Raw genomic sequence first — 22306 nt, 5'->3', positions numbered from 1 at the left:
AAAAAATGAGCTTTTTTAAGATCGATATTATGCGTTTTAGTTTGTTGTTTTTCAGTTTTTTTATGCTGAATTGTTTTAACGGAAACGCGCAGAAAAAGCAGGATGCTGAAGTCTTTTCTTCGGAAGTTAAATCTACAAACTGGAAAGAAATTAAAGACTTTAAAACTTCTTACGATAAAGATGAAATTTCAGATAACCAGGATTATGAAAATCACCCAAAACTAATGGGAATAGTAGATGTAGAAGAAGCCTCTGGTTTGGCATATTCAGTAAAAAATCCAGGAATGCTTTGGACGCATAACGATTCTGGCAACGATAACGAGTTGTTTTTAATTAATGCCCAAACAGGCGAGCTTGAAGCGACTTACGAAATAAAAGGGATTAAAAATAAAGATTGGGAAGATGTAGAGGTAACTATCGATCCCAGATCTGGCGAGCCTTATATTTATATTTCAGATACCGGCGATAATAAAGAGAAGCGCTCAGATTATAAAATTTATCGTTTTAAAGAGCCTAAATATAAAAAGGGCGATAAAAAAGAAAAGTGGAAGCCAAAAGATTTATCTAAGATCAAATTAAAATACCCCGATAAAAACCATGATGCCGAAGCTCTTTTTGTAGATCCTTTTACGCTGGATATTTTTCTGGTCACCAAAAGAGACTCCAGATCGATTGTTTATGTGTTGCCATTTCCTGCAAAAAAGGAAAAAAAGAATAAATTAATTAAAGTTGGTGAGCTTTCTTTTAACCGAGTTTCTGCAGCCAATTTTTCATTAGATGGGACCAGGTTGGCGATAAAAAATAGGGAAGAGATTTTTTATTGGGAGCGGGGAACGGCCGAAACCATTTTTGAAATGTTACAACGTGAACCTCAAAAAGCGCCATATATTCCCGAAGTACAGGGTGAAGCGATAAGTTTTGATGAAGAAGGGAATTATTTTACATTAAGCGAAGCGGCCAACCAACCTGAAGATGCTAAGCTTTACAAATATTATTTAAAAAAATAGTAGTCGGTTTTATCGAATTTTAACTCTAATTTTTTTAAGTGAAAGTAGACAGACTTTAAAAATTTATTCTTCAAATAAATACCTCAGGGACTTGCCTTAAGTGAGTTTGCTATTTAAAATAGTATTCGGTTTTCCATATTTATTTATTCCTAATAGTGGGCGCGTATCTTTGTGAATTTATCTTTATTTCAATTTTAAAACTAAAGCTGCTTTGTAAGTATTTGTGAAACAAATTGTTACTTTTAAATTATTTTTTTCAATAATATTTATTTGGCGAAAAATAGCTGTATATTTGCGCCCTTTAAAAACAGGCTTTTATGGCAGCTATTAAAAATATTGCAATTATTGCGCACGTAGACCACGGTAAAACTACCCTGGTTGATAAGATCATGTATCATTGTCGTTTATTTAGAGAAAACGAGAATACAGGTGATCTTATTTTGGATAATAACGATCTTGAGAGAGAGCGTGGTATTACCATTACTTCCAAAAACGTATCTGTAGTATATAAGGATACAAAGATTAACATTATCGATACTCCTGGTCACGCCGATTTTGGTGGAGAGGTAGAGCGTGTGTTAAATATGGCAGATGGTGTTTTACTTTTAGTAGATGCGTTTGAAGGGCCTATGCCACAAACTCGTTTTGTACTTCAAAAGGCCATCGATCTTGGTTTAAAACCATGTGTGGTTGTAAACAAAGTAGATAAAGAAAACTGTACTCCAGAAGAAGTTCACGAAAAAGTATTCGATTTAATGTTCGAGCTTGGAGCAGAAGAGTGGCAGTTAGACTTCCCAACAGTTTATGGTTCTGCTAAGAACAACTGGATGAGTGAAGACTGGAAAAACCAGACAGAAAATATCGAGCCATTGTTAGATATGGTGATCGAGCATATTCCTTCTCCAAAAGTAGATAAAGAAGGAACACCACAAATGCTTATTACTTCTTTAGATTTCTCTTCTTTTACAGGACGTATTGCCATTGGCCGTTTACAACGTGGAATCTTAAAAGAAGGAATGAATGTTTCTTTGGTAAAAAGAGACGGAACGATAAAGAAAACCAAGATCAAAGAACTTCATACTTTTGAAGGTCTTGGAAGACGTAAGGTAGAAACAGTTGAAGCTGGGGATATTTGTGCGGTTGTAGGATTAGAAGGCTTTGAAATTGGTGATACTATTGCCGATTTTGAAAATCCAGAGGCTTTAAAAACGATTGCTATCGACGAGCCTACAATGAGTATGTTATTTACCATTAACGATTCTCCTTTCTTTGGTAAAGACGGTAAGTTTGTAACGTCTAGACACATTAAAGAAAGACTTACAAAAGAATTAGAAAAGAACCTTGCATTACGTGTTAATGAAACAGATAGTGCAGATAAATTTATGGTGTTTGGTCGTGGGGTACTTCACTTATCAGTACTTATTGAAACCATGCGTCGTGAAGGATACGAATTACAAATTGGGCAGCCACAGGTAATTATCAAAGAGATTGATGGTGTTAAATGTGAGCCTGTTGAAGAATTAACGATCGATCTTCCAGAAAATGTTTCTGGTAAAGCAGTAGAAATGGTAACCCTTCGTAAAGGAGAAATGCTATCTATGGAAGCTAAAGGAGATCGTATGGTTTGTGAATTTATCATCCCATCTCGTGGAATTATAGGTTTACGTAACCAGTTATTAACCGCAACTGCCGGTGAAGCAATTATGGCACACCGTTTTAAAGAATATCAGCCGTTAAAAGGAGGAATTCCAGAGCGTTTAAATGGATCTTTAGTATCTATGGAGAAAGGAACTGCAATTCCTTATTCTATCGATAAACTTCAGGATCGTGGTAAATTCTTTGTAGATCCGGGAGAAGATATTTACGAAGGTCAGGTTATTGGTGAGAACTCACGCCAGGATGATATGGTAGTGAACATCACAAAAACCAAAAAACTTTCTAACGTACGTTCTTCAGGAGCAGATGAAAAAGCGAAAATCGTTCCTGCAATTAAGTTCTCTTTGGAAGAAGCTTTAGAATATATTCAGAAAGATGAGTATGTAGAAGTAACTCCAAATCACTTAAGATTAAGAAAGATCTTCTTAACTGAAAACGAAAGAAAAAGAAATAAGATTATCTAATCGATATTTTTATACCGAAACAAAAACCTCACAGTACTAAACTCGTGAGGTTTTTTTGTTTAGTTGACAGTTGACAGTTCACGGTTTACAGCTGTCAGCGATCAAAATTTAAAATTCGAATAGTTTTATCCTATCTCTTGCCTCCTGATTCCGCAAATTCCAAATCTTTCAATAATTTTCAAATTCGGAATTCGATATTCATAAAATCGTTCATCACATCACCGCATTTTCAAATTATCAAATTCATATTTCAGCATTCAACATTCAACATTCAACATTCAACATTCAACATTACCACATCATCACATTATCACATTTTCAAATCATCACATCATCACATTATCCAAGTCTCTTGTCTCACATCTCACATCTAACGTCTAGTATCTAGAAAAAAAAGACCAAAATTTTAACGAATATTGAATCCTATAAAATCATCGTTTCTGTTGAATAAAGCTGGCGATTTAGCTATTTTTGCATCGTGAAATTCTTGTTTCCCATATTCGCGTTTTTGATTGTTATTCGGCCTGCTTTTCCGGTAGTGGAATATGTGCTGAATTACGATTACATAAGCAAAGAGCTTTGCGAAAATAAAGACCGTCCTGAACTGGCTTGTAATGGGAAATGTTATTTGATGCAGGCTTTAGCTGAAGCTTCAGAAAAAGAATCACAGCAAAAAAAGGAAACTTCAGCAAAAAAAATAGAGATTCCTTTATTTTATGCTGAAAAACAACTGATTTTAAATACCAATTTCGATACTGAAGCGATTGCCCATAACTTCGTTGCAAAACCTCAGTTTTATCAATATTATTCTCTTCAGGATTTCTTTCACCCTCCAATCATTTAAGTTTTCTCGATATTCGAGAATTTAAGGATCAATTTTTAGACTATTCAGAAAATTATTTCTGAATAGTAACTATGTATTTTTAAAAACTTAAAAGTTTAAGATGAAAATTTCAATAAAACTAATCTATAGATCGGCTCTAATATTAGGCCTTACATTAATCGCTGTTTCCTGTGCTGAAAGTACTTCAGCTAAAAAAGAACAGTACGAAGAATTATTTCACCAGGTGTTGGACGTTCACGACGAGGTGATGCCTAAAATGGGTGATATTCCAGAAATTTCGAAAGAACTAAAGGCGATCGCCGATACCAGTAGTACAGCTGAGAAATATCTAAAAGCCGAGCAAAAACTACAGGAAGCCGATAAGCTAATGATGGATTGGATGCATAGCTTTAGCGACGAATTTGTGAAGAATAAAGCGAAAGTTCAAAAAATGACTAACGAAGAACTTCAGCAGCAAATCGAAGCTTTACAGGAAGAACTTGGCGATGTAAAAGCAATGCAGCAAGCTGTAGATTCTAGCATAAAAAACGCACAAGCGCTTACTAATAAATAAGTTTTTCGAATGCGATATTTAGGCTTTTTCGTAGCCTTTTTTATCCTGCTTAAACCCATAATGCCCATTTTCGACTATATTTTCAATTACGATTATATAGTAACCGAATTGTGTATTAATAAAGATCGGCCAGATCTCGCCTGTAATGGTAAATGTTACCTAATGCAGTCGCTGGCCCAGCAGGCAGATGAAGAGCACGAAGAAAAACGCGGAATCTTAGCCAATAGATACGAGCTGCCTTTGTTATATTTTGAAGTTGATGAGGTGATTTTCGATGAAAAACCAGTCAATTTTAAGAAAGCTGAAAAGCAGCAGTTTGCTTATCTGGCACTTTATACTTTTCTCTTTAATAAGAGAATGGTAAAACCTCCTATTGTTTAAAAATTCATTTTAAAAAGGCTAAAATCGGCTTACGCAATAAGACCGACAGCCATAGCTATGTCTGAAATTTCCTAAATCAAATAAAGTTTTTGGAAAAAGGCATAGTGGAAAAATACTATTTAAAATTACTTAAAAAGCACTTCAAAATTTAAACAAAATGAATTTTAATTATATAAAAACTCTTGTAATACTTCTTGCTATTTCGTTAACCGCCTGTTCTTCAGATGACGATGCAGTAAACAATCTAGGTGGCGAAAATAATGTACGTATCGAATTTGATGCCGGTGTTAATGGCGATGCACTTTTGCTTGGTGCCGCTAGTTATACGAATTCTAACGGCGAAAGTTTAACGATTAATCGTTTCAATTATATCGTGAGCAATTTTGTGCTTATCGATGCTGAAGGAACCGAATTTACCTACCCAAAAGATGATAGTTATTTTGTAATAAGTGAGGAAAATGAGCTTACCGAAGTTCTTTTAGAGAATATCCCAGCTGATGAATATGTGGCGCTTCGATTTGGTGTAGGAGTAGACCAGGAAAAATATCAGCAGGGCGCGGAAGGTCAGGGTGATTTTCTTCAAATCGCCGAAGAAAATGAAATGATGTGGTCCTGGCAGGCAGGTTATAAATTCCTGAATTTCGAGGGAACTTTTACCTCAGAAAGTATAACCGAGCCTACAATTTTCCAAATCCACATGGGAAGTCACGGAAGCAGTCTGGATAATTATCGTGAAGTTACATTGCAACTACCAACCGATGCCTTGGTGAGCGAAAATTTGAGTCCGGTGGTACACATGGCCGTAGATGCCAACCAGGTATTGGATGGACAATATAAAATCGAACTTTCTGAAGCGGCTGTGGTAATGATCGACGAAGTTAAAAGTCCGCAAATCTCTGAAAATGTAAGCGGAATGTTTCGGGTAGATCATGTGCATAACGGAGAAAATGTTCAGCATTAATCTGCACTTATTGATGAGTAGATTTACAAATGAATTACTGCTGATATTGCTGGTTTTTGGATTTAATTCTTGCAGTAATGATGAAGCCGAATATATCTCGATCAATCGCGAGTTGGAAGTGAATATTCCTTCAAATTTTCCGGAAATTCAGTACGATTTAAGTGCAAACGCACCAACCGAAAGAGGATTTGAGCTTGGTAAAAAGCTGTTTTATGATGGTAAGTTGTCTTCAAATGGATTTATTTCCTGCGGATTTTGCCACGAGCAGCGTTTTGCATTTACGCATCATGGGCATCAATTTAGTCACGGTATCGACGATCTGGAGGGAACCAGAAATGCGCCCGCTATTCAGAATATGGCCTTTCAGAAAGAATTTGCCTGGGATGGGGCGACTTCGCATCTGGATTTGTTTCCTATAATTCCGATTACCAATGAAGTTGAAATGGGAGAAACAGTCTCGAATGTGATTTCGAAATTAAGAGCAGATGCCGAGTATCAACAATTATTTGCTGAAGCTTTTGAAGATGGTGAAGTAAACAACGAATATTTCTTTAAAGCCTTATCGCAGTTTATGGTGATGATGATCTCTTCAAATTCGAAATACGATAAATATGTGCGGAATGAAGAAGGTGGTGATTTTACCGAAACTGAAGAATACGGCTATGAGTTATTTCAGCAAAAATGCGCTTCCTGCCATACCAGCGATCTTTTTACCGATGATGCTTTTAGGAATAACGGTTTGCCTATCTATCCTGGTATAGATGATATAGGAAGGGCAGAGGTGACCGGAAGCGTAGCCGATAATTACAAGTTTAAAGTGCCAAGCTTGCGAAACGTAGCGATCACTGCACCCTATATGCACGATGGCCGTTTTGGTAGTTTAGAGTCGGTGCTTGATTTCTATCAAAATGGAGTGCAGGATTCAGAAACTTTAGATCCTATTTTAAAACAAAATAACAGATTGGGGATCGATTTAAGCGAAGCAGAAAAAGAAGCTTTGATTGCTTTTTTAAATACCCTAACCGACGAAACTTTTTTAAACGATGAACGATTTGCAGAATATTAAAAGCATAATACTATTGATATTAGGCGTTTTTGGCAGTACTTTTTTAAAGGCCGAAAGCTTAAAAGATTCAACCAATGTCTTTGCGAATTTTAATTTTAAAACTGCTACTGAAGATTTCGGTTTAGTTGAAAATCATAAAACAAGTGCCGAATTTTTTGATTTTGATGATTGTGATGTTTGCGGTTGCGGAAGTAGTGGCGGTAGCATGGGCTACGGTACGATTGGTGATGGTAATTTTGTTGGGGTAAGATATATCACACAACAGTATCGCTCGCGAGATGGGATTTACAATAATTCTCCCTGGATCGATGAGAATTTTAATACTATGCAGGCCTGGGCTAGGATTCCGGTTAGTCAGAAAATTAAACTGAATGTAATTGTGCCATATCATTTTCATAATCGGCAATTTGTAGATGAAACTTCACAACGCATTAATGGTTTGGGAGATATTAGTATACTTGGATTTTACCAGTTAATTTCACCAAAGTTAGACGGATTTTTACCCGAGCAGCAAACCAAATTCAAGCACAGTCTTGAAGTAGGAGTAGGTGTAAAGTTACCAACCGGGGAATATGATCGTGCTAATAATGAAGGCAGTGTAAACCCGAGTTTTCAGGTAGGAACCGGAAGTTGGGATGTATTGCTTGCTTCAAATTATTCGGTAAGTCATAAAAACTGGGGATTGGGAGTTTTAGCGAACTATACAATTAAAACTGAAAACGAGCAGGAGTATCATTTTGGCGACCAGTTTAATTACGGGGTAAATTTATTTAGAACCTTCAACACTTTGAATGCAAAAACATTTACGCCTGTTTCTATTAGTCCGGTTTTGGGCATTTCAGGAGAAGTTTTTGGAGAAAATGAAAGTTACGGTCTGGTCGTTCAGGATACAAAAGGAAATGTTTTATTTAGCCGAATAGGCGTGGAATCTACCTACGGAAAAATATCTGGCGGAGTTAATCTCATGCTTCCGTTATCGCAGGATCTAAATGGCGGCGCTGTTGAAGCCAAAATGCGATTAGGAATCCACCTGAATTTCGTGTTGTAAAAAACAGACTCCAGTAAACTAGCGGGCAAGCTTGTGAGGCATTTTTTTGAAAATCGTCTTTGTATTGAGGCAAGCTCTAGAGCATTTAATCTCGATTATCGAGTAAAAAAGAAAAGCTGCTATTTTTTTACAATAGCAGCTTTTTTATATAAAATCGTCTTAGAAATTTAGAAGGTTATTTCAGAATAAATAGTTTTTCTAACTTCTAACTTAAACCGTTTTCTGCACCACTTCAAAAACACGTTGTCCGTCGCATTTTAGGGTTTTAGAAGGATATTTCAGTAATAAGGCATAATCGTGAGTGGCCATTAAAATCGTGTTTCCGTTTCGGCTAATTTCCTGTAAAACTTCCATCACTTCTACAGAGGTTTGTGGATCTAGGTTTCCGGTAGGCTCATCGGCAAGGATCAATTCAGGATCATTTAAAAGCGCACGAGCAATGGCAACACGTTGTTGCTCTCCACCAGAAAGTTGATAAGGAAACTTAAAACCTTTAGTCTTCATGCCAACCTTTTCTAAAACAAGATCAATCTTTTGATCCATATTGCTTTTGTCTTTCCAGCCGGTGGCCTTCAATACAAAAAGAAGATTGTCTTTAATATTACGATCTGTCAATAATTTAAAATCCTGAAAAACAATCCCCAGTTTTCTACGTAAATAAGGAATGTCTTTTTCCTTTAATTTTCGAAGGTTAAAATCTACGATGGTTCCTTCACCTTCGGTTAAAGGAAGATCGCCATAAAGCGTTTTCATAAAACTACTTTTACCGGTACCGGTTTTTCCTATCAGGTATACAAAATCACCTTTATTTACCGTCACATCAACTTCAGAAAGTATAAGATTTTCACGCTGGTAAATTGCAGCATTTTTAAGTTCGAGAACAACGTTGGCCATAAATCAAAATTCTTTTCAGTATAAAAGCTTTTAAAGCTTATCGCCCAAGACTAATACTTGGATACTCTTATAAACAGACTAAAAACTGAGGCCAAAATTATACAATTTCAAGCTTAATTTTTAGAGGAATTATAAAACACTTCGAGCTATAAAACTAAGGCTAAATATACAGTTTTAGTAGACTGGGCATATACTTTTTTTTACATTAACATAATTATAGTGTTTAATTCGCGTTTAGAATTAAAGCATTAAATTATCTTTGATTACCAAACCTAAAAAACTATAAATGACAACCGGCAAACCTTACCTAATTGTTGTTTTTCTATTGGTGGCAAGTATTGGATTTTCCCAACAGTCTGCCATTTATACCAATGATCTTGTAAAATTTAATAAGGCCTTAGAATTGTATAATAACGAGCAATATCTGGCGGCCCAAAAACTTTTTGCAGATGTTAAAGAAGAAGCAACAGACGAAAAAATAAAAGGCGATTGTGCATATTATGTTGCCAACGCCGCGGTGAGACTAAACCAGCCAGGAGCAGATGAGCTTATGGAGCGTTTTGTGTCTCGATATCCTACCAGTACCAAAACAAATTCTGCCTACCACGATGTAGCAACTTACTATTTTAATACGGGTAAATATCCACAGGCGCGTAAGTGGTACGATATGGTAGATGAGAAAAGTATGAGCCGTGCCGAGTTGGAAAAGTATTACTTCAATAAGGGTTATGTATATTTTCAGACCAACGATATGGGGCAGGCGAAAAATTACTTTAACAGGGTAATGGATTCTGAACAGTATGGTGCGCAGGCAAAATATTATATTGGCTACATGGCGTACGAATCTAACGATTACGACCAGGCGAACCAGTATTTTGATGAAGTAAAAGGAGACGAACGCTATGGCCAGGATCTTTCGTATTATCAGGCGGATATGAACTTTAAGCTTGGAAATTTTGAAAAAGCGATTCAGCTTGGAAAAGAGCAACTGCCAAAATCTAATGTGATGGAAAAATCACAATTAAATAAGATCATTGGTGAGAGTTATTTCAATTTAAAACAATACGATCAGGCTATTCCTTATTTAAAAGAATATCAGGGTGTAAGGAGAAAGTGGAATAACACCGATTATTACCAGTTAGGATATGCTTACTATCAACAGGGAGATTATGCAAACGCAATTTCAGAATTCAATAAAATAATCGACGGGAAAAATGCGATCGCTCAAAATGCTTATTATCATTTGGCGCAATCGTATTTAGAATCTGGACAAAAGCAGCAGGCATTAAACGCATTTAAAAATGCCAGTGAAATGGATTTTGATGCGAAGATCAAAGAAGATGCGATGCTTAATTACGCTAAACTTGGTTATGAAATTGGGAATAGCTACGAGAGTCCTTCTAAGGTTTTAATTACGTTTTTAGAAACTTATCCAAATTCTACGAATAAAGCTGAAGCTGAAGAATTATTGATCAACTCTTTTATTACTTCGGGGAATTTTGAAGAAGCGATGCAGCTTTTAGAAAGTAACAGAAATTTTGCAGATAAAGTAGCATATCAAAAGGTGGCTTATTTCTACGGAATTCAACTTTATGAAGAAGGAGATTATTATGAAGCGATCAAGAATTTTGATAAAGCTTTAAAAGAACCTCGTGACCCAAAAATTACAGCAAAAGCAACTTATTGGAAAGCAGAAAGTGAATTCAATGTAAATAGAATTGACGATGCAATTATTGGTTATAAGGAATTTGGCGGGATGACCGCTGCTTCGGGAACCGATGAAAAAGCAGATCTGGACTACAATATTGGTTACGCTTACTTTAAGAAAAATGAATACGATCGTGCGATAGAATACTTTAAAAGATACGCTGAAAACAGCCAAAATGAGTCAGCTAAAAGAAACGATGCCTATTTAAGATTAGGAGATAGTTACTTTGTGAATAGTCAGTACTGGCCAGCAATGGAATCCTATAATACAGCTATTGCAAACGGCGTTGGTAATGCAGATTATGCAGCTTTTCAAAAAGCTATAAGCTATGGTTTTGTAGATCGTAACGAACGTAAGATAGAAGATCTTTCAGGATTCAACAGTAAATATCCAAGATCAGCTTTTCGTGATGATGCGCTTTATGAATTAGGAAATACTTATGTAGCGACCAATAATACTTCGCAGGCAATTTCTACTTACGATCGTTTAATTAGAGAAGTGCCGGGAAGTGCTTTGGTTCCTAAAGCGATGCTGAGACAGGGATTAATTTATTATAATGGAAACCAGGGAGAAAAAGCACTTTCTAAATTTAGAAAAGTAGTAAACGATTATCCAAATACGCCTGAAGCGATGGAAGCAGTTTCTACCGCACGTAATGTTTACGTAGATCTTGGTAGAACAGATGAATATGCAAGCTGGGTAAAAAATATCGATTTTGTTGAAGTAAGTGATGCAGATTTAGATAATACAACTTACGAAGCAGCCGAAAATCAATATTTAGCGAACAATACTGCGCAGGCAAAATCGAATTTCCAGAAATATTTGAAAAGTTTCCCTAACGGAATCCATGCGATCAATGCTAATTTCTACTTAGCACAATTGCAGTATCGTGAAGGAAATCAGGAAGCATCGATCCCTAATTATAAATATGTGATCGATAAACCAAATAACGAGTTTACCGAACAATCTTTAGCTAGACTTTCTGAAATTTATCTTGAAAATTCACAATATCAGGAAGCGGTGCCATTGTTACAACGTTTAGAGCAAGTAGCCGGCGATGCACAGAATACGATTTATGCACAATCTAACCTGATGAAGTCTTATGACGAGATGAATCAGCCGGGACAGGCTGCAGCTTATGCAGATAAGGTGTTGGCAAATCCTGAAGCCGATAAACAAGCCAGAACCGATGCACAATTGATCGTAGCAAGATCTGCGATTAAATCTGGAAATGAAGCCAAAGCAAAAGCGGCTTATGCTGAAGTTCAGAAAACTGCAACCGGAGAATTAGCGGCAGAGGCATTGTATTATGATGCTTATTTTAAAAATAAGAGCAATAACTACGAAGCTTCAAATGCGGCAGTACAAATCTTGGCGAAAGATTTTTCAGGATATAAAAAATGGGGAGCAAAAGGATTGGTCTTAATGGCTAAAAACTTCTACGAACTTGGGGATGCGTACCAGGCAACCTATGTTTTGGATAATGTGATCAAAAATTTCAGTAAATATCCAGAAGTGGTTCAGGAAGCGCAACAGGAACTTTCCAGAATTAAAGCTGAAGAAGCAAAAACAAATTCTTCAGTACAAACCGGAAATAATTAATCCTTAAAAGGAATTCAACCTAACAACAATTTAAGAGATCATATATGAAATTTGTTTCAATAAAAAGGAGCTTGTTTTTATGTCTGTTTTTAGTAAGTGGCTTTGCTTTTGCGCAAGATCCAATAGACAGTGAAACGGTAACGGTGGTAAAACCCTATTCGCCATCGGTTAGAGAGGCTTCTAAAATAAAAGCAGTGCCGGGAAAAGCAGATTCTGTAAGCACTACAAAAAAGGCGGTGAAATATAATATTTTTTCGGTTCCGGTAGCTTCAACTTTTACTCCGGTAAAAGGTAGAGCAACTAGAGTAGAGCGTGTAAGACCACCAAAAGCTTATGATAATTATGCAAGTTTAGGATTAGGAAATTACACAAATGTTCTGGCGGAATTTTACAGTAACATAGAAGTAAACCGCGATCAGAACTTCGGGGTGTATTTACTACATAATTCTTCCCAGGGAGGTATAGACGGAGTATTGTTAGACAATAAATTCTACGATACTTCATTGAATCTTAACTACGGAAGTAAAGACCGTGATTATTCTTGGAATACTGAGCTTGGTGTGCAACATCAGTTATATAACTGGTATGGAGTTTCTGAAAATGTACCAATGACAGATGCTGAAATACTTTCTATAGATTCTCAGCAAAACTATTATTCGGTTTTTGGAGGAGGAAATATCGAACTTTACGATTCGTTCTTTAAAACTGCAGATCTTGAAATTAGACAAACTGGTGATGCTTTTGGAACTTCAGAGCAAAAAGTAGACCTAAACAGTACCTTAGAATTTAATATCGCAGACGAACTAATTACTACAGATGTTCAGGCGAATTTTGTAAATGGTTCTATGGATAGAATGTATGCTGAAAATGTAGAAAATAAATATACATTTTTAAATGTTGGTGTAAATCCTAGTTTATTGATTTTAAGAAATAACTTAACGCTTAATATAGGTGCTGCATTTTTCTATGGTTTAGATACAGAAAATAGCGAGAGCAATTTCTATCTATATCCAAAAGTTACCGCAAGTTATAAGTTAGCAGGAGATTATTTTACTCCATATGCTGGTTTAGAGGGCGGACTTCAGCAAAATTCATATTACGGTTTTGTACAACAAAATCCTTATGTTTCGCCAACTGCTATGGTAGCGCCAACAGACAATTTGTATAATTTTTATTTAGGAGCAAAAGGGAAACTAACCAACACAGTTTCTTATAACTTTAGAGGAGGCTATAATGCTGAAGATATGAAACCACTTTTCCTTAGAAACGCGTACCAACCAACAATTATGGAAGGTTATGCCTACGGAAACTCTTTTGGAGTGGTTTACGATAATTTAAAAACATTGTCTTTTTTCGCGAATCTTAGTGTAGATGTAAGTGATAACTTTAGATTAGGAATTACAGGTGAATATTTTGATTATGATACTGATGTGCAGCAAGAAGCATGGAATTTACCAAACTTTAATGCCGAGTTAACCGCAGATTATCAAATCACCGAAAAATGGTATGCCGGTGCTAACCTGTTTTTAGTGGGAGAAAGAGAAGCAATGGCAATTATGGATTATCGCCCTGTAGATGGTGGTATCGAGCTAGAACCAACAACTTTAGATAGTTATTTTGATGCTAATGCGCATGTTGGATACCGCTTTAACGATCAGCTTTCTGCATTTGTAAAAGGAAGTAACCTTTTAAATAATGATTATCAGCAATGGAGTGACTTCCAGGTGCAGGGAATTCAGGTTTTAGGAGGCGTAACCTATAAGTTCGATTATAATTAATAAGTGATATATCAGTAACAAAAGGCGATCTGGCAAACAGGTCGCCTTTTTTGTTTTGCTCCCTCATTGAGGGTTTAATTCTCCCAAGTCTCGCTTCGAAATAAAAAAAGATTTACCTATTCGTAGCTCGAGGGCTTACTCCCAGATACTTTGCTTTATTAATACATAAAAATCCTATCTATTTTTTATATTCAATTTAAAAACTTCTTAGTTTTGCCGAACTAAATTGATAACAATAACAAAACATTGGATCATTAAAATTAACAAGTTTAGTATGTTAATTTGCATCCAAAATCGTCAATAACGTAACAGGTTTTAATGGCTAAAAAATTTAAACGTATTAACCGGGATCGTCCTTATTTAAACATCCTGGATTTTCTTGTAAAAGAAAGAACCTTCCTGGGGATTATTATGGTTGGGATTATCGTTGCCGGTATCTCTACAGGTTATGGAAGAGCTGCAATGTGGGTTGGTTTCTTTTTTGCCGCTTACGCAACCGTAGCCAATGATAGTATCCAGTCTTTAGGTACTTTTATTGAAAGTAATAAAGCTAGAAAATGGTGGATCTTATGGCTTTTTGTGGGTTCTATTTTTCTGGTGACCGTCGCGTGGAGTTTCTTTCATTATGATGGAGATGTAACCTATCAACGGCTTTTAAATCCAGATGGGACATCAGATTATCCGCATCCAGAAAAATTTAGCTTTTTCCAGATCATTGCGCCACTGGTATTATTGATTCTTACCAGAATGCGAATGCCAGTTTCTACTACATTCCTTATTTTAAGTGTTTTTAGTGCAGATACCTCTGGAATAACTTCAGTGATTGGTAAAAGTTTATCGGGTTATGTGATGGCTTTTATATTGTCTTTTGCGGTGTGGTATTTATCCTATAATGCGATTCGAAAATTCTTTAAAAGTAGAAAAGCACATACAGGCTGGATGGCGGTACAATGGATTGTGAGTGGATCGCTTTGGGCGGTTTGGGTAATGCAGGATGGTGCGAATATCGCAGTGTTCTTACCAAGACATCAAAGTTTATTTCAGTTTATCATCTTTGCGGTTACCATCTTTTTAGGTTTAGGATTATTATTCTATTTACGTGGTGATCGTATCCAGGAAGTAGTAAGCGAAAAATCTAGAATTTCAGATATACGTGCAGCAACTTTAGTAGATTTAACCTATGTGTTATTATTGATCTACAAGTTGTTTATTAGCACAGTACCAATGAGTACTACATGGGTTTTCCTTGGGGTAATTGGAGGTCGTGAGATCGCTATAAGTCTTGCGCGTAAGAAAAAGGGTAAAAAACATCGAAAGAAAGCTTTCAAATTAATCGCCAGAGATTTTGCTTATGCATTCTTAGGATTAATTATTTCCGTAGCCTTAGCTGCTGCTGCAAATAAGAGTATCCGTGACGCTATCTTTGCAAGTTTTATCGGGTAATTTTCTATAGAATTTCTTCAGAAAATATATAATTTCAATCAAATGCACCTTAGCTAAGGTGCATTTTTTATTTTTACAACTTATCTTAAAAAGTGAACTATGCGTAAGATTTTTACAATGCTATTTGTATCGGTTATTTTATTTTCCTGTGATTCTAAGCAGAAAGTGGATCTAATTGTAACCAATGCAAAGATTTATACCGTAGACGAAGGTTTTTCTATGGCTGAAGCTTTTGCCGTAAAAGACGGTAAATTTGAAGCTATTGGAACAACTTCAGAAATTACATCAGCTTATGAAGCTAACGAAACTATGGATGCCGAGGGTAAAGCGATTTATCCCGGTTTTATCGATGCTCATGCCCATTTTTATCGCTTAGGGCTTCAGCAGCAAATGGTAAATCTGGTAGGAACAAAAAGCTATGAAGATATAGTGGGCAGAATCGTTGAATTTCAGCAAAAAAATAATAAATCTTACATCACCGGTGGTGGTTGGGATCAAAACGATTGGGAAGATAAAGAGTTTCCTACCAAAGATACCTTAGATCGATTATTCCCGGATACGCCAATTGCTTTAAGCCGAATAGACGGCCATGCATTGCTTGTAAATCAGGCGGCTTTAGATAAAGCAGGAATTACTACAGAAACTCCTTTTGAAGGTGGTGATATCGAGCAGAAAAACGGAGAATTAACCGGTATTCTAGTGGATAATCCAATGCAGTTAATTTTTGATTCGCAGCCAAAGCCAACAGAAGATGAAATGGCAGAAGGTTTAATGGCTGCTCAAAAAATGTGTTTTGAGTATGGTTTAACTACAGTGGTAGACGCCGGGATCGATCGTAAAGTGATCGAACTTATGGATAGTTTACAACAGCATAATGATTTTAAAATGAGAATCTATGCGATGATTAGTAATACTGAAGAAAACCTGAATTATTACTTGGACAAAGATCCTTATAAAACAGATCGTTTAAATGTGCGCTCGGTAAAGTTCTATGGGGATGGTGCTTTGGGATCTCGCGGTGCGGCCTTAAAAGAAGAATATAGCGATCGTCACGGTCATTTTGGAGCTTTGCTTTCTCCTGTAGAAACTTTCAAGGAGGTTGCGACTAAAGTTGCAAAATCGAAGTATCAATTAAATACTCATGCTATTGGAGATTCGGCGAATTATGTAGTGCTAAAAACTTATGATTCTTTACTGAAAAATGAAGCAGATAGAAGATGGCGAGTAGAGCACGCACAAATTGTAGATGAAGGAGATTTTAAATATTTCAGTAAAAATATTATTCCCTCTGTACAACCAACGCATGCCACCAGCGATATGTATTGGGCTGAAGATCGTTTGGGTGAACAGCGATTACAGGAAGGTGCTTATGCGTATAAAAAATTATTAGATCAGGCAGGATTGGTTGCTTTGGGAACCGATTTTCCGGTAGAGCAGGTGAGTACTTTTTTAACTTTTTATGCTGCTGTAGCAAGAAAAGATACTGAAGATTATCCTGAAGGAGGTTTTATGAAAGAAGAAGCTTTATCTCGAGAAGAAACTTTAAAAGGAATGACCATTTGGGCAGCTTATGCCAACTTTGAAGAGAACGAAAAAGGAAGTATCGAGAAAGGTAAATTTGCAGATTTTATCATGTTAGATAAAGACATTATGGAAGTAGATGAAAGTAACATTCCGAATCTAAAAGTTTTGGCTACTTACCTGAATGGAGAAAAAGTGTTTTAAGAAACAGAAAAGATTATCTTTGCTAAAATTAAAAACTAAAAAATGGATAACGGAATATACGCTAAGTTTCACACCACAAAAGGTGAGATTTTAGTAGCATTAGAATATGAAAAGGCTCCGGGAACAGTAGGGAATTTTGTAGGTCTTGCTGAAGGAAATTTAGAAAACGAAGCAAAACCACAGGGAACACCTTATTACGACGGATTAAAATTTCACCGTGTAATCCCAGATTTTATGGTACAGGGTGGTGATCCTCAGGGAACCGGTGTTGGTGGTCCTGGATATAAGTTTGATGATGAAATTCATCCAGATCTTAAGCACGATGCGCCTGGTAAATTATCTATGGCAAACGCAGGCCCTGGAACTAATGGGAGTCAGTTTTTTATTACGCACGTAGAAACTCCGTGGTTAGACGGAAAGCATACTGTTTTTGGAAGTGTTGTTGAAGGTCAGGATATCGTAGATAGCATTGCACAGGGCGATAAGATCGAGAAATTAGAGATCATTCGTGAAGGCGAAGAAGCTAAAAATTGGAATGCGGTTGAAACTTTCCGTCAGTTTAATGGTGCTAAAGCCGAGCGTGAAGCTGCTGCAAGAAAACAACAGGAAGAATTGCTAGGGGAATTAGCTCAGGGATTCGAGAAAACCGAAAGCGGTTTACGTTATAAGATCGAGCAAGAAGGTGACGGTAAGCAGGCAGAAAAAGGAAAAACAGTTTCTGTACATTACAAAGGACGTTTAGCTGACGGTACTGTTTTCGATTCTTCTTATAAAAGAAATCAGCCATTAGAATTTCCAGTAGGAGTAGGGCATGTTATTGCTGGTTGGGACGAAGGTATTCTAAAACTGAAAGTTGGAGACCAGGCAAGATTTGTAATTCCTTCTCATCTTGGATATGGTGAGCGCGGTGCTGGTGGAGTAATTCCGCCAAATGCAACATTGATCTTTGATGTAGAATTAATGGACGTAAAATAGTCTGAAAAATTAAGCATAAAAAAAGCTGCTCGATCGAGCAGCTTTTTTTATCTCAAATTCTTATTACCAAATTAGTCCACATTTGGTTGTGGTGTTAACCTTAAATAAGGCTTAACTTCGTTATATCCCTTTGGGAAAAGATCTTTAGCATCTTCGTTAGAAACAGCCGGACTGATAACAACTTCTTCGCCATGTTTCCAGTTTGCTGGAGTAGCTACTTTATGATAAGCTGTTAGTTGTAAGGAATCGATAACACGAAGAATCTCTTCAAAATTTCTACCTGTACTTGGTGGATAGGTTAGCGTTAACTTTACTTTTTTGTCTGGGCTAATAATAAATACAGATCTTACGGTTGCTTTGTTATCTTCATTTGGATGAATCATTCCGTATAAAGAAGAAACATTTTTATCCTCATCAGCAATAATTGGATAATTAAGCTTTACTTCCTGAGTTTCCTCAATATCTTTTACCCAGCCTTTGTGTGACTCAAGATCGTCGATACTTAAAGCGATCACTTTAGTGTTACGCTTATCAAATTCTGGTTTGTAGTTAGCAACAGTCCCTAACTCTGTAGTACAAACCGGAGTATAATCTGATGGGTGAGAGAATAAAACTCCCCAGCTTTCACCTAGATAGTCGTAAAAGTTTATTTTTCCTTCGGTAGTTTCAGCATCAAAATTTGGTGCTGTATCTCCTAATCTTATATTGCTCATAACTGATCTTTTTTAATTTGAATCCAAAATTAAAGAAAATCGAATTAATTAACCTAGTAAATCGATAGGATAATTATGTTTTGTGAAAAATTTAACCTGAAGTCTGTTTTTCCGCAGAAAAATAGGAACCGATTTTGAATGTCCGCAATAAATTATAATGAGGTGTGGTCACCCTGAACTTGCTTCAGGGTATCATCACAATATTTTGTTTTTTAATACAATATGAGATTCCGGATCAAGTCCGGAATGACGAAAACAACGAATTATTACAAATTGCGGATAATCAAGAACTGATTTTGTATAATTTCAGCCACTACTGTTTCCACTTAATATTACAACCAATACTTGGTTTTTGATCTTCAGAAACCTTTTCTCCAGCCAGAATAGCTTCCATGGCATCTCTTAGATCTTTCCCGGTAACCGGTTTTTCATTTCCGGGGCGAGAATCATCTAATTGTCCTCGATAAGCCAGCTCTAAATCTTCATCAAAAAGAAAGAAATCTGGTGTGCAGGCAGCATCGTAAGCTTTTGCTACGCTTTGATCTTCGTCATACAAATAAGGGAACGTATAAGCTTCAGATTGGGCGGTTTCTTTCATTAATTCTGGGCTGTCATCAGGATAATTTTCTACATCGTTACTGGAGATCGCAACGATTCCAAAACCTTTTGCCTGGTATTCTTCACCTAGTTTTGCGATCTCTGGATTTACATGTTTTACAAAAGGGCAGTGGTTGCAAATGAACATGATTAATATTCCTTTTGGTCCTTTTAGAGCTTCAAGATCAAAGGTTTTATCGGTAACTGTATCGTATAGTTCAAACTCTGGTGCTTTAGTTCCTAAAGCCAACATATTTGATGGTGTACGTGCCATAATTTTTTACTATAAATTTACAAATTTGTACTCTAGAATATCTAAATTTCCGTAGAAATACAAATGCTATGGAAATAAGTTGGAGAGACTTTGAAAAAGTTGAAATGCGGGTAGGAACCATCATCGAGGTGAACGAGTTCCCTGAAGCCAGAAAGCCCGCTTACAAGCTGAAAATTGATTTTGGAAAACATATTGGTTTCAAAAAAACATCAGCACAGATCACCAAAAATTATAAACCAAAAGACTTGTTAGGAAAACAGGTAATTGCGGTTGTTAATTTCCCAGATAAACAAATCGCTAATTTTATGAGTGAATGCCTGGTGATGGGAGCAGTTGGTGATCACAATGATATTACACTGATAGAACCTGGTTTGCATGTAGAGAATGGCTTAAGAATTGGATAGTTTTCTATGGGAAAAGAGCTAAAGTAAGGGAGTAGATTGCATATAAAACTTTCGGAGGGACGGATTAAGACCGGTTAAGTAATGGGTGAATGATCTACTCTAGAAATTGCAAATTACTTTTCTGGATAAAGTGAGCACAGCATTCTTAAGGATTATCTCTTTCTATCTCATTGAATTTGTAGATGCAGATGGTCATCATGTCTAACCGCTCGACATCCATGAAATCTCATTTTTTCGCTATTTATATTTAGACGATTCTTTAGATGTGGCTCTAAGAATATTTTTTGGATTTCATTATTCTCTAAAATCGATTGTATTAAGTCTTTAGTAGTGTTTGCTGAAAACTCTAAATCTAAATTTTTTCCAAACGTAAGGTATTTGGGGTAATCATATTGCCAAGCTCCATTATTTTTGCATATGGTAGTTTGGTTAATTTCATTTTTTAGCGGATTTTCAAAAACACCATATCCACTATTTGAAGGTTTCTCATTGGTTAATACCCCTTCTTTGGTTCTATACATTAATGAAATATCTACTTTTTTTCCATCGTTATGACTTAAATGTGGTAACAATGGGAATCCATCTTTGAAGGGGAAATTTGCATCTAGAATAGTTAATTTTAGACCTGGATGTTTTCTAGAAATTGAATTGCCTATATTCTCTATAATGCTATTTAACTCTGGACGAACGTAATTTCTATTCGCTATTTTATAGAAAATTGAATGTAATTTGACATTCTGAGATTCTTTAATTTTTTCTCTACCGAAGTAGGGAGCAATAGTTGGAATTATTAGAAATGTTGAAAGAGCGTAAAGAATGAGAAACACAAATAGCTGAAGTATTCTTTTATTTCTTCTTATTAGTGTAATTGAAGCTAAATAGATAATTCCCCCAACCTGTGTTAGGATTGTAAGAAAGATAAATATTATTAAATGGAAGATAATCTTCATTGTTTTGGTAAGCAGATTTAATTATAACCGGCTTATTTTACTCATTATAATAATGTAGAATATACTTATCTGGAATAGTCCAAATTCACTAACTAACTAACTAACTAACTATCAATTTTTGTTTGATATCTCAGTTCATGATAAGTGTTTTCTTTTATATACAAGTCTTGCGAATAAGACTAGAATTATTAAGTTTCCAATTAACGAAATATGACTGCTGATCTCAACATATTTATTGATCAAGGCAGAGGTTATCCTAACTGTCAAACATAGAAAACCAAGGATGTAAAATAGCTTGAGAATTAGAGGTTCACTTTTTAAAAACTTACTACTGGCATTTTTCATGCTTGTTTTTTATCTATCTCTAAAATTTCTACAGGATTGTTTGCTCGTTCAATCCATTCTGAAACCATTTCCAACAATTTTCATTTTTATGAATTAATTTATTAATGGTTTTAAAATCTGAGTTTTGTAACAGAACTGTGAAATTTGTAATTAAAAATAAGAAGATAGTTTTTTCTATATCAGCTTCCTTCTAGGTCCTAACAACTATCAATCATCGATCGTTTTTCTGTTGATCTTCAAGTAGCTTTCTTATATCTTTTTTATTTCCGTAGATTACCATAATATCACCTTTGTAAAGCTTGGTATCTGCAGATGCTACACCTTTTATATTGGTTATTTTTTTTGCACAGCCCAGATCATTTTTACCTTCGGTAACCTTCATGGTGGTTAAAATAATTAGATCATAGTCTTCTCTAAAACGAATTTCCTGCAATGTTCTGTTATCATATTCGTCTGGTACCTGAACTTCAACAATACTGTAATCTTCATTAAGCTCAAAGCTATCTACTACGCCACGCATATTCAGTTTTTTTGCCCAACGCTCGGCTGTTTCTTCTTCGGGATGAATAATCTCATCTACGCCCATTGCTTCCAAAACCATTTCCTGTAATCCCTGTTGCGCACGGCTAATAAGTCGTTTTACATTTAACTTTTTCATTAAGGCCGTAGTCATCACATTGGCACCCTGGTTTTCTCCAATAGCCACAACTACAACATCTGTATCTCTTAAAGGCAGGTTAGATACTGCAGCAGATTCTGTTGAATCTAAATTAATAGCGTGTGTAATTTTGTCTTTTATAGCTTCGATACGATCCATACGAATATCTACGCCAATAACTTCGTTGTTAAGGGCGGTAAGTTTTTGGGCTAAAGACGAACCAAAGTTTCCTAATCCAATAATGATATATTTCATAATGC

19 protein-coding genes are annotated in these 22306 nt (G+C 36.0%); 14 read left to right on the top strand and 5 right to left on the bottom strand.

Annotation, left to right across the window (positions count from 1 at the left end):
• The first annotated feature begins 5 nt into the window (after positions 1-5).
• From IIF7_RS07110 to IIF7_RS07075, 8 genes are all read left to right on the top strand, one after another.
• The gene (locus tag IIF7_RS07110) at positions 6-1007 is read left to right on the top strand and encodes a hypothetical protein (RefSeq protein ID WP_084840981.1); all 1002 of its coding nucleotides are present in this window, start codon (positions 6-8) and stop codon (positions 1005-1007) included.
• Positions 1008-1324: 317 nt separating this feature from the next.
• Positions 1325-3127 (top strand): translational GTPase TypA, encoded by a 1803-nt coding sequence (typA, locus tag IIF7_RS07105; RefSeq protein ID WP_084840980.1) that lies wholly within the window; start codon positions 1325-1327, stop codon positions 3125-3127.
• A gap of 508 nt (positions 3128-3635) precedes the next feature.
• Positions 3636-3971 carry a hypothetical protein gene (locus IIF7_RS07100; RefSeq protein WP_084840979.1) on the top strand — a complete coding sequence of 112 codons (336 nt, stop codon included), beginning with the start codon at positions 3636-3638 and terminating at the stop codon, positions 3969-3971.
• 100 nt (positions 3972-4071) lie between these two features.
• Positions 4072-4524 (top strand): peptide chain release factor 1, encoded by a 453-nt coding sequence (locus IIF7_RS07095; RefSeq protein WP_084840978.1) that lies wholly within the window; start codon positions 4072-4074, stop codon positions 4522-4524.
• Positions 4525-4584: 60 nt separating this feature from the next.
• Complete coding sequence (locus IIF7_RS07090; RefSeq protein WP_084840977.1) at positions 4585-4905, top strand: hypothetical protein; 321 nt, start codon at positions 4585-4587, stop codon at positions 4903-4905.
• A 157-nt stretch (positions 4906-5062) separates the two neighbouring features.
• Positions 5063-5866, top strand: coding sequence for an MbnP family protein (locus tag IIF7_RS07085; RefSeq protein ID WP_084840976.1), 804 nt, complete (start codon positions 5063-5065; stop codon positions 5864-5866).
• Positions 5867-5879: 13 nt separating this feature from the next.
• Positions 5880-6932 (top strand): cytochrome-c peroxidase, encoded by a 1053-nt coding sequence (locus IIF7_RS07080; protein ID WP_176218915.1) that lies wholly within the window; start codon positions 5880-5882, stop codon positions 6930-6932.
• Entirely contained in the window at positions 6910-7980 is a 1071-nt protein-coding gene (locus tag IIF7_RS07075) for a transporter family protein (RefSeq protein WP_245801568.1), read from the top strand. Before IIF7_RS07080 ends, IIF7_RS07075 begins: the two co-directional genes overlap by 23 nt.
• A 210-nt stretch (positions 7981-8190) precedes the next feature.
• On the opposite strand, the gene IIF7_RS07070 is transcribed toward IIF7_RS07075, so the two are convergent.
• Positions 8191-8874: a cell division ATP-binding protein FtsE gene (locus IIF7_RS07070; RefSeq protein WP_084840975.1), complete on the bottom strand. Its 684-nt coding sequence runs from the start codon at positions 8872-8874 to the stop codon at positions 8191-8193.
• Positions 8875-9160: 286 nt separating this feature from the next.
• On the opposite strand from IIF7_RS07070, the gene IIF7_RS07065 reads away from it, so the two are divergent.
• The 5 genes from IIF7_RS07065 (at position 9161) to IIF7_RS07045 (ending at position 18105) form a co-directional block, all read left to right on the top strand.
• Complete coding sequence (locus IIF7_RS07065; protein WP_084840974.1) at positions 9161-12184, top strand: tetratricopeptide repeat protein; 3024 nt, start codon at positions 9161-9163, stop codon at positions 12182-12184.
• A 44-nt stretch (positions 12185-12228) separates the two neighbouring features.
• Positions 12229-13962: a TonB-dependent receptor gene (locus IIF7_RS07060; protein ID WP_084840973.1), complete on the top strand. Its 1734-nt coding sequence runs from the start codon at positions 12229-12231 to the stop codon at positions 13960-13962.
• A 318-nt stretch (positions 13963-14280) separates the two neighbouring features.
• The gene (locus tag IIF7_RS07055) at positions 14281-15405 is read left to right on the top strand and encodes a hypothetical protein (RefSeq protein ID WP_084840972.1); all 1125 of its coding nucleotides are present in this window, start codon (positions 14281-14283) and stop codon (positions 15403-15405) included.
• 99 nt (positions 15406-15504) lie between these two features.
• The gene (locus tag IIF7_RS07050; RefSeq protein ID WP_084840971.1) at positions 15505-17130 is read left to right on the top strand and encodes an amidohydrolase; all 1626 of its coding nucleotides are present in this window, start codon (positions 15505-15507) and stop codon (positions 17128-17130) included.
• Positions 17131-17172: 42 nt separating this feature from the next.
• The gene (locus IIF7_RS07045) at positions 17173-18105 is read left to right on the top strand and encodes a peptidylprolyl isomerase (protein ID WP_084840970.1); all 933 of its coding nucleotides are present in this window, start codon (positions 17173-17175) and stop codon (positions 18103-18105) included.
• 71 nt (positions 18106-18176) lie between these two features.
• Here the strand turns inward: IIF7_RS07045 and IIF7_RS07040 are convergent, their stop codons facing one another.
• Both IIF7_RS07040 and IIF7_RS07035 read right to left on the bottom strand, forming a co-directional pair.
• Positions 18177-18818 carry a peroxiredoxin gene (locus IIF7_RS07040; protein WP_084840969.1) on the bottom strand — a complete coding sequence of 214 codons (642 nt, stop codon included), beginning with the start codon at positions 18816-18818 and terminating at the stop codon, positions 18177-18179.
• A 313-nt stretch (positions 18819-19131) separates the two neighbouring features.
• Positions 19132-19689: a thioredoxin family protein gene (locus IIF7_RS07035; RefSeq protein WP_176218914.1), complete on the bottom strand. Its 558-nt coding sequence runs from the start codon at positions 19687-19689 to the stop codon at positions 19132-19134.
• 68 nt (positions 19690-19757) lie between these two features.
• Here IIF7_RS07035 and IIF7_RS07030 point away from each other — a divergent pair, with 68 nt between their 5' ends.
• The gene (locus IIF7_RS07030) at positions 19758-20093 is read left to right on the top strand and encodes a tRNA-binding protein (RefSeq protein WP_084840967.1); all 336 of its coding nucleotides are present in this window, start codon (positions 19758-19760) and stop codon (positions 20091-20093) included.
• Between the two features lie 167 nt (positions 20094-20260).
• Here the strand turns inward: IIF7_RS07030 and IIF7_RS07025 are convergent, their stop codons facing one another.
• Positions 20261-21043, bottom strand: coding sequence for a hypothetical protein (locus IIF7_RS07025; RefSeq protein WP_084840966.1), 783 nt, complete (start codon positions 21041-21043; stop codon positions 20261-20263).
• 556 nt (positions 21044-21599) lie between these two features.
• Entirely contained in the window at positions 21600-22301 is a 702-nt protein-coding gene (locus tag IIF7_RS07020) for a potassium channel family protein (RefSeq protein ID WP_084840965.1), read from the bottom strand.
• Positions 22302-22306: the final 5 nt, after the last annotated feature.

This window comes from Zunongwangia atlantica 22II14-10F7, assembly GCF_002094855.1.
Classification (GTDB): domain Bacteria; phylum Bacteroidota; class Bacteroidia; order Flavobacteriales; family Flavobacteriaceae; genus Zunongwangia; species Zunongwangia atlantica.
Note: the sequence above shows the minus strand (reverse complement) of the source record. Positions and strands in the feature narration are given on the sequence as shown.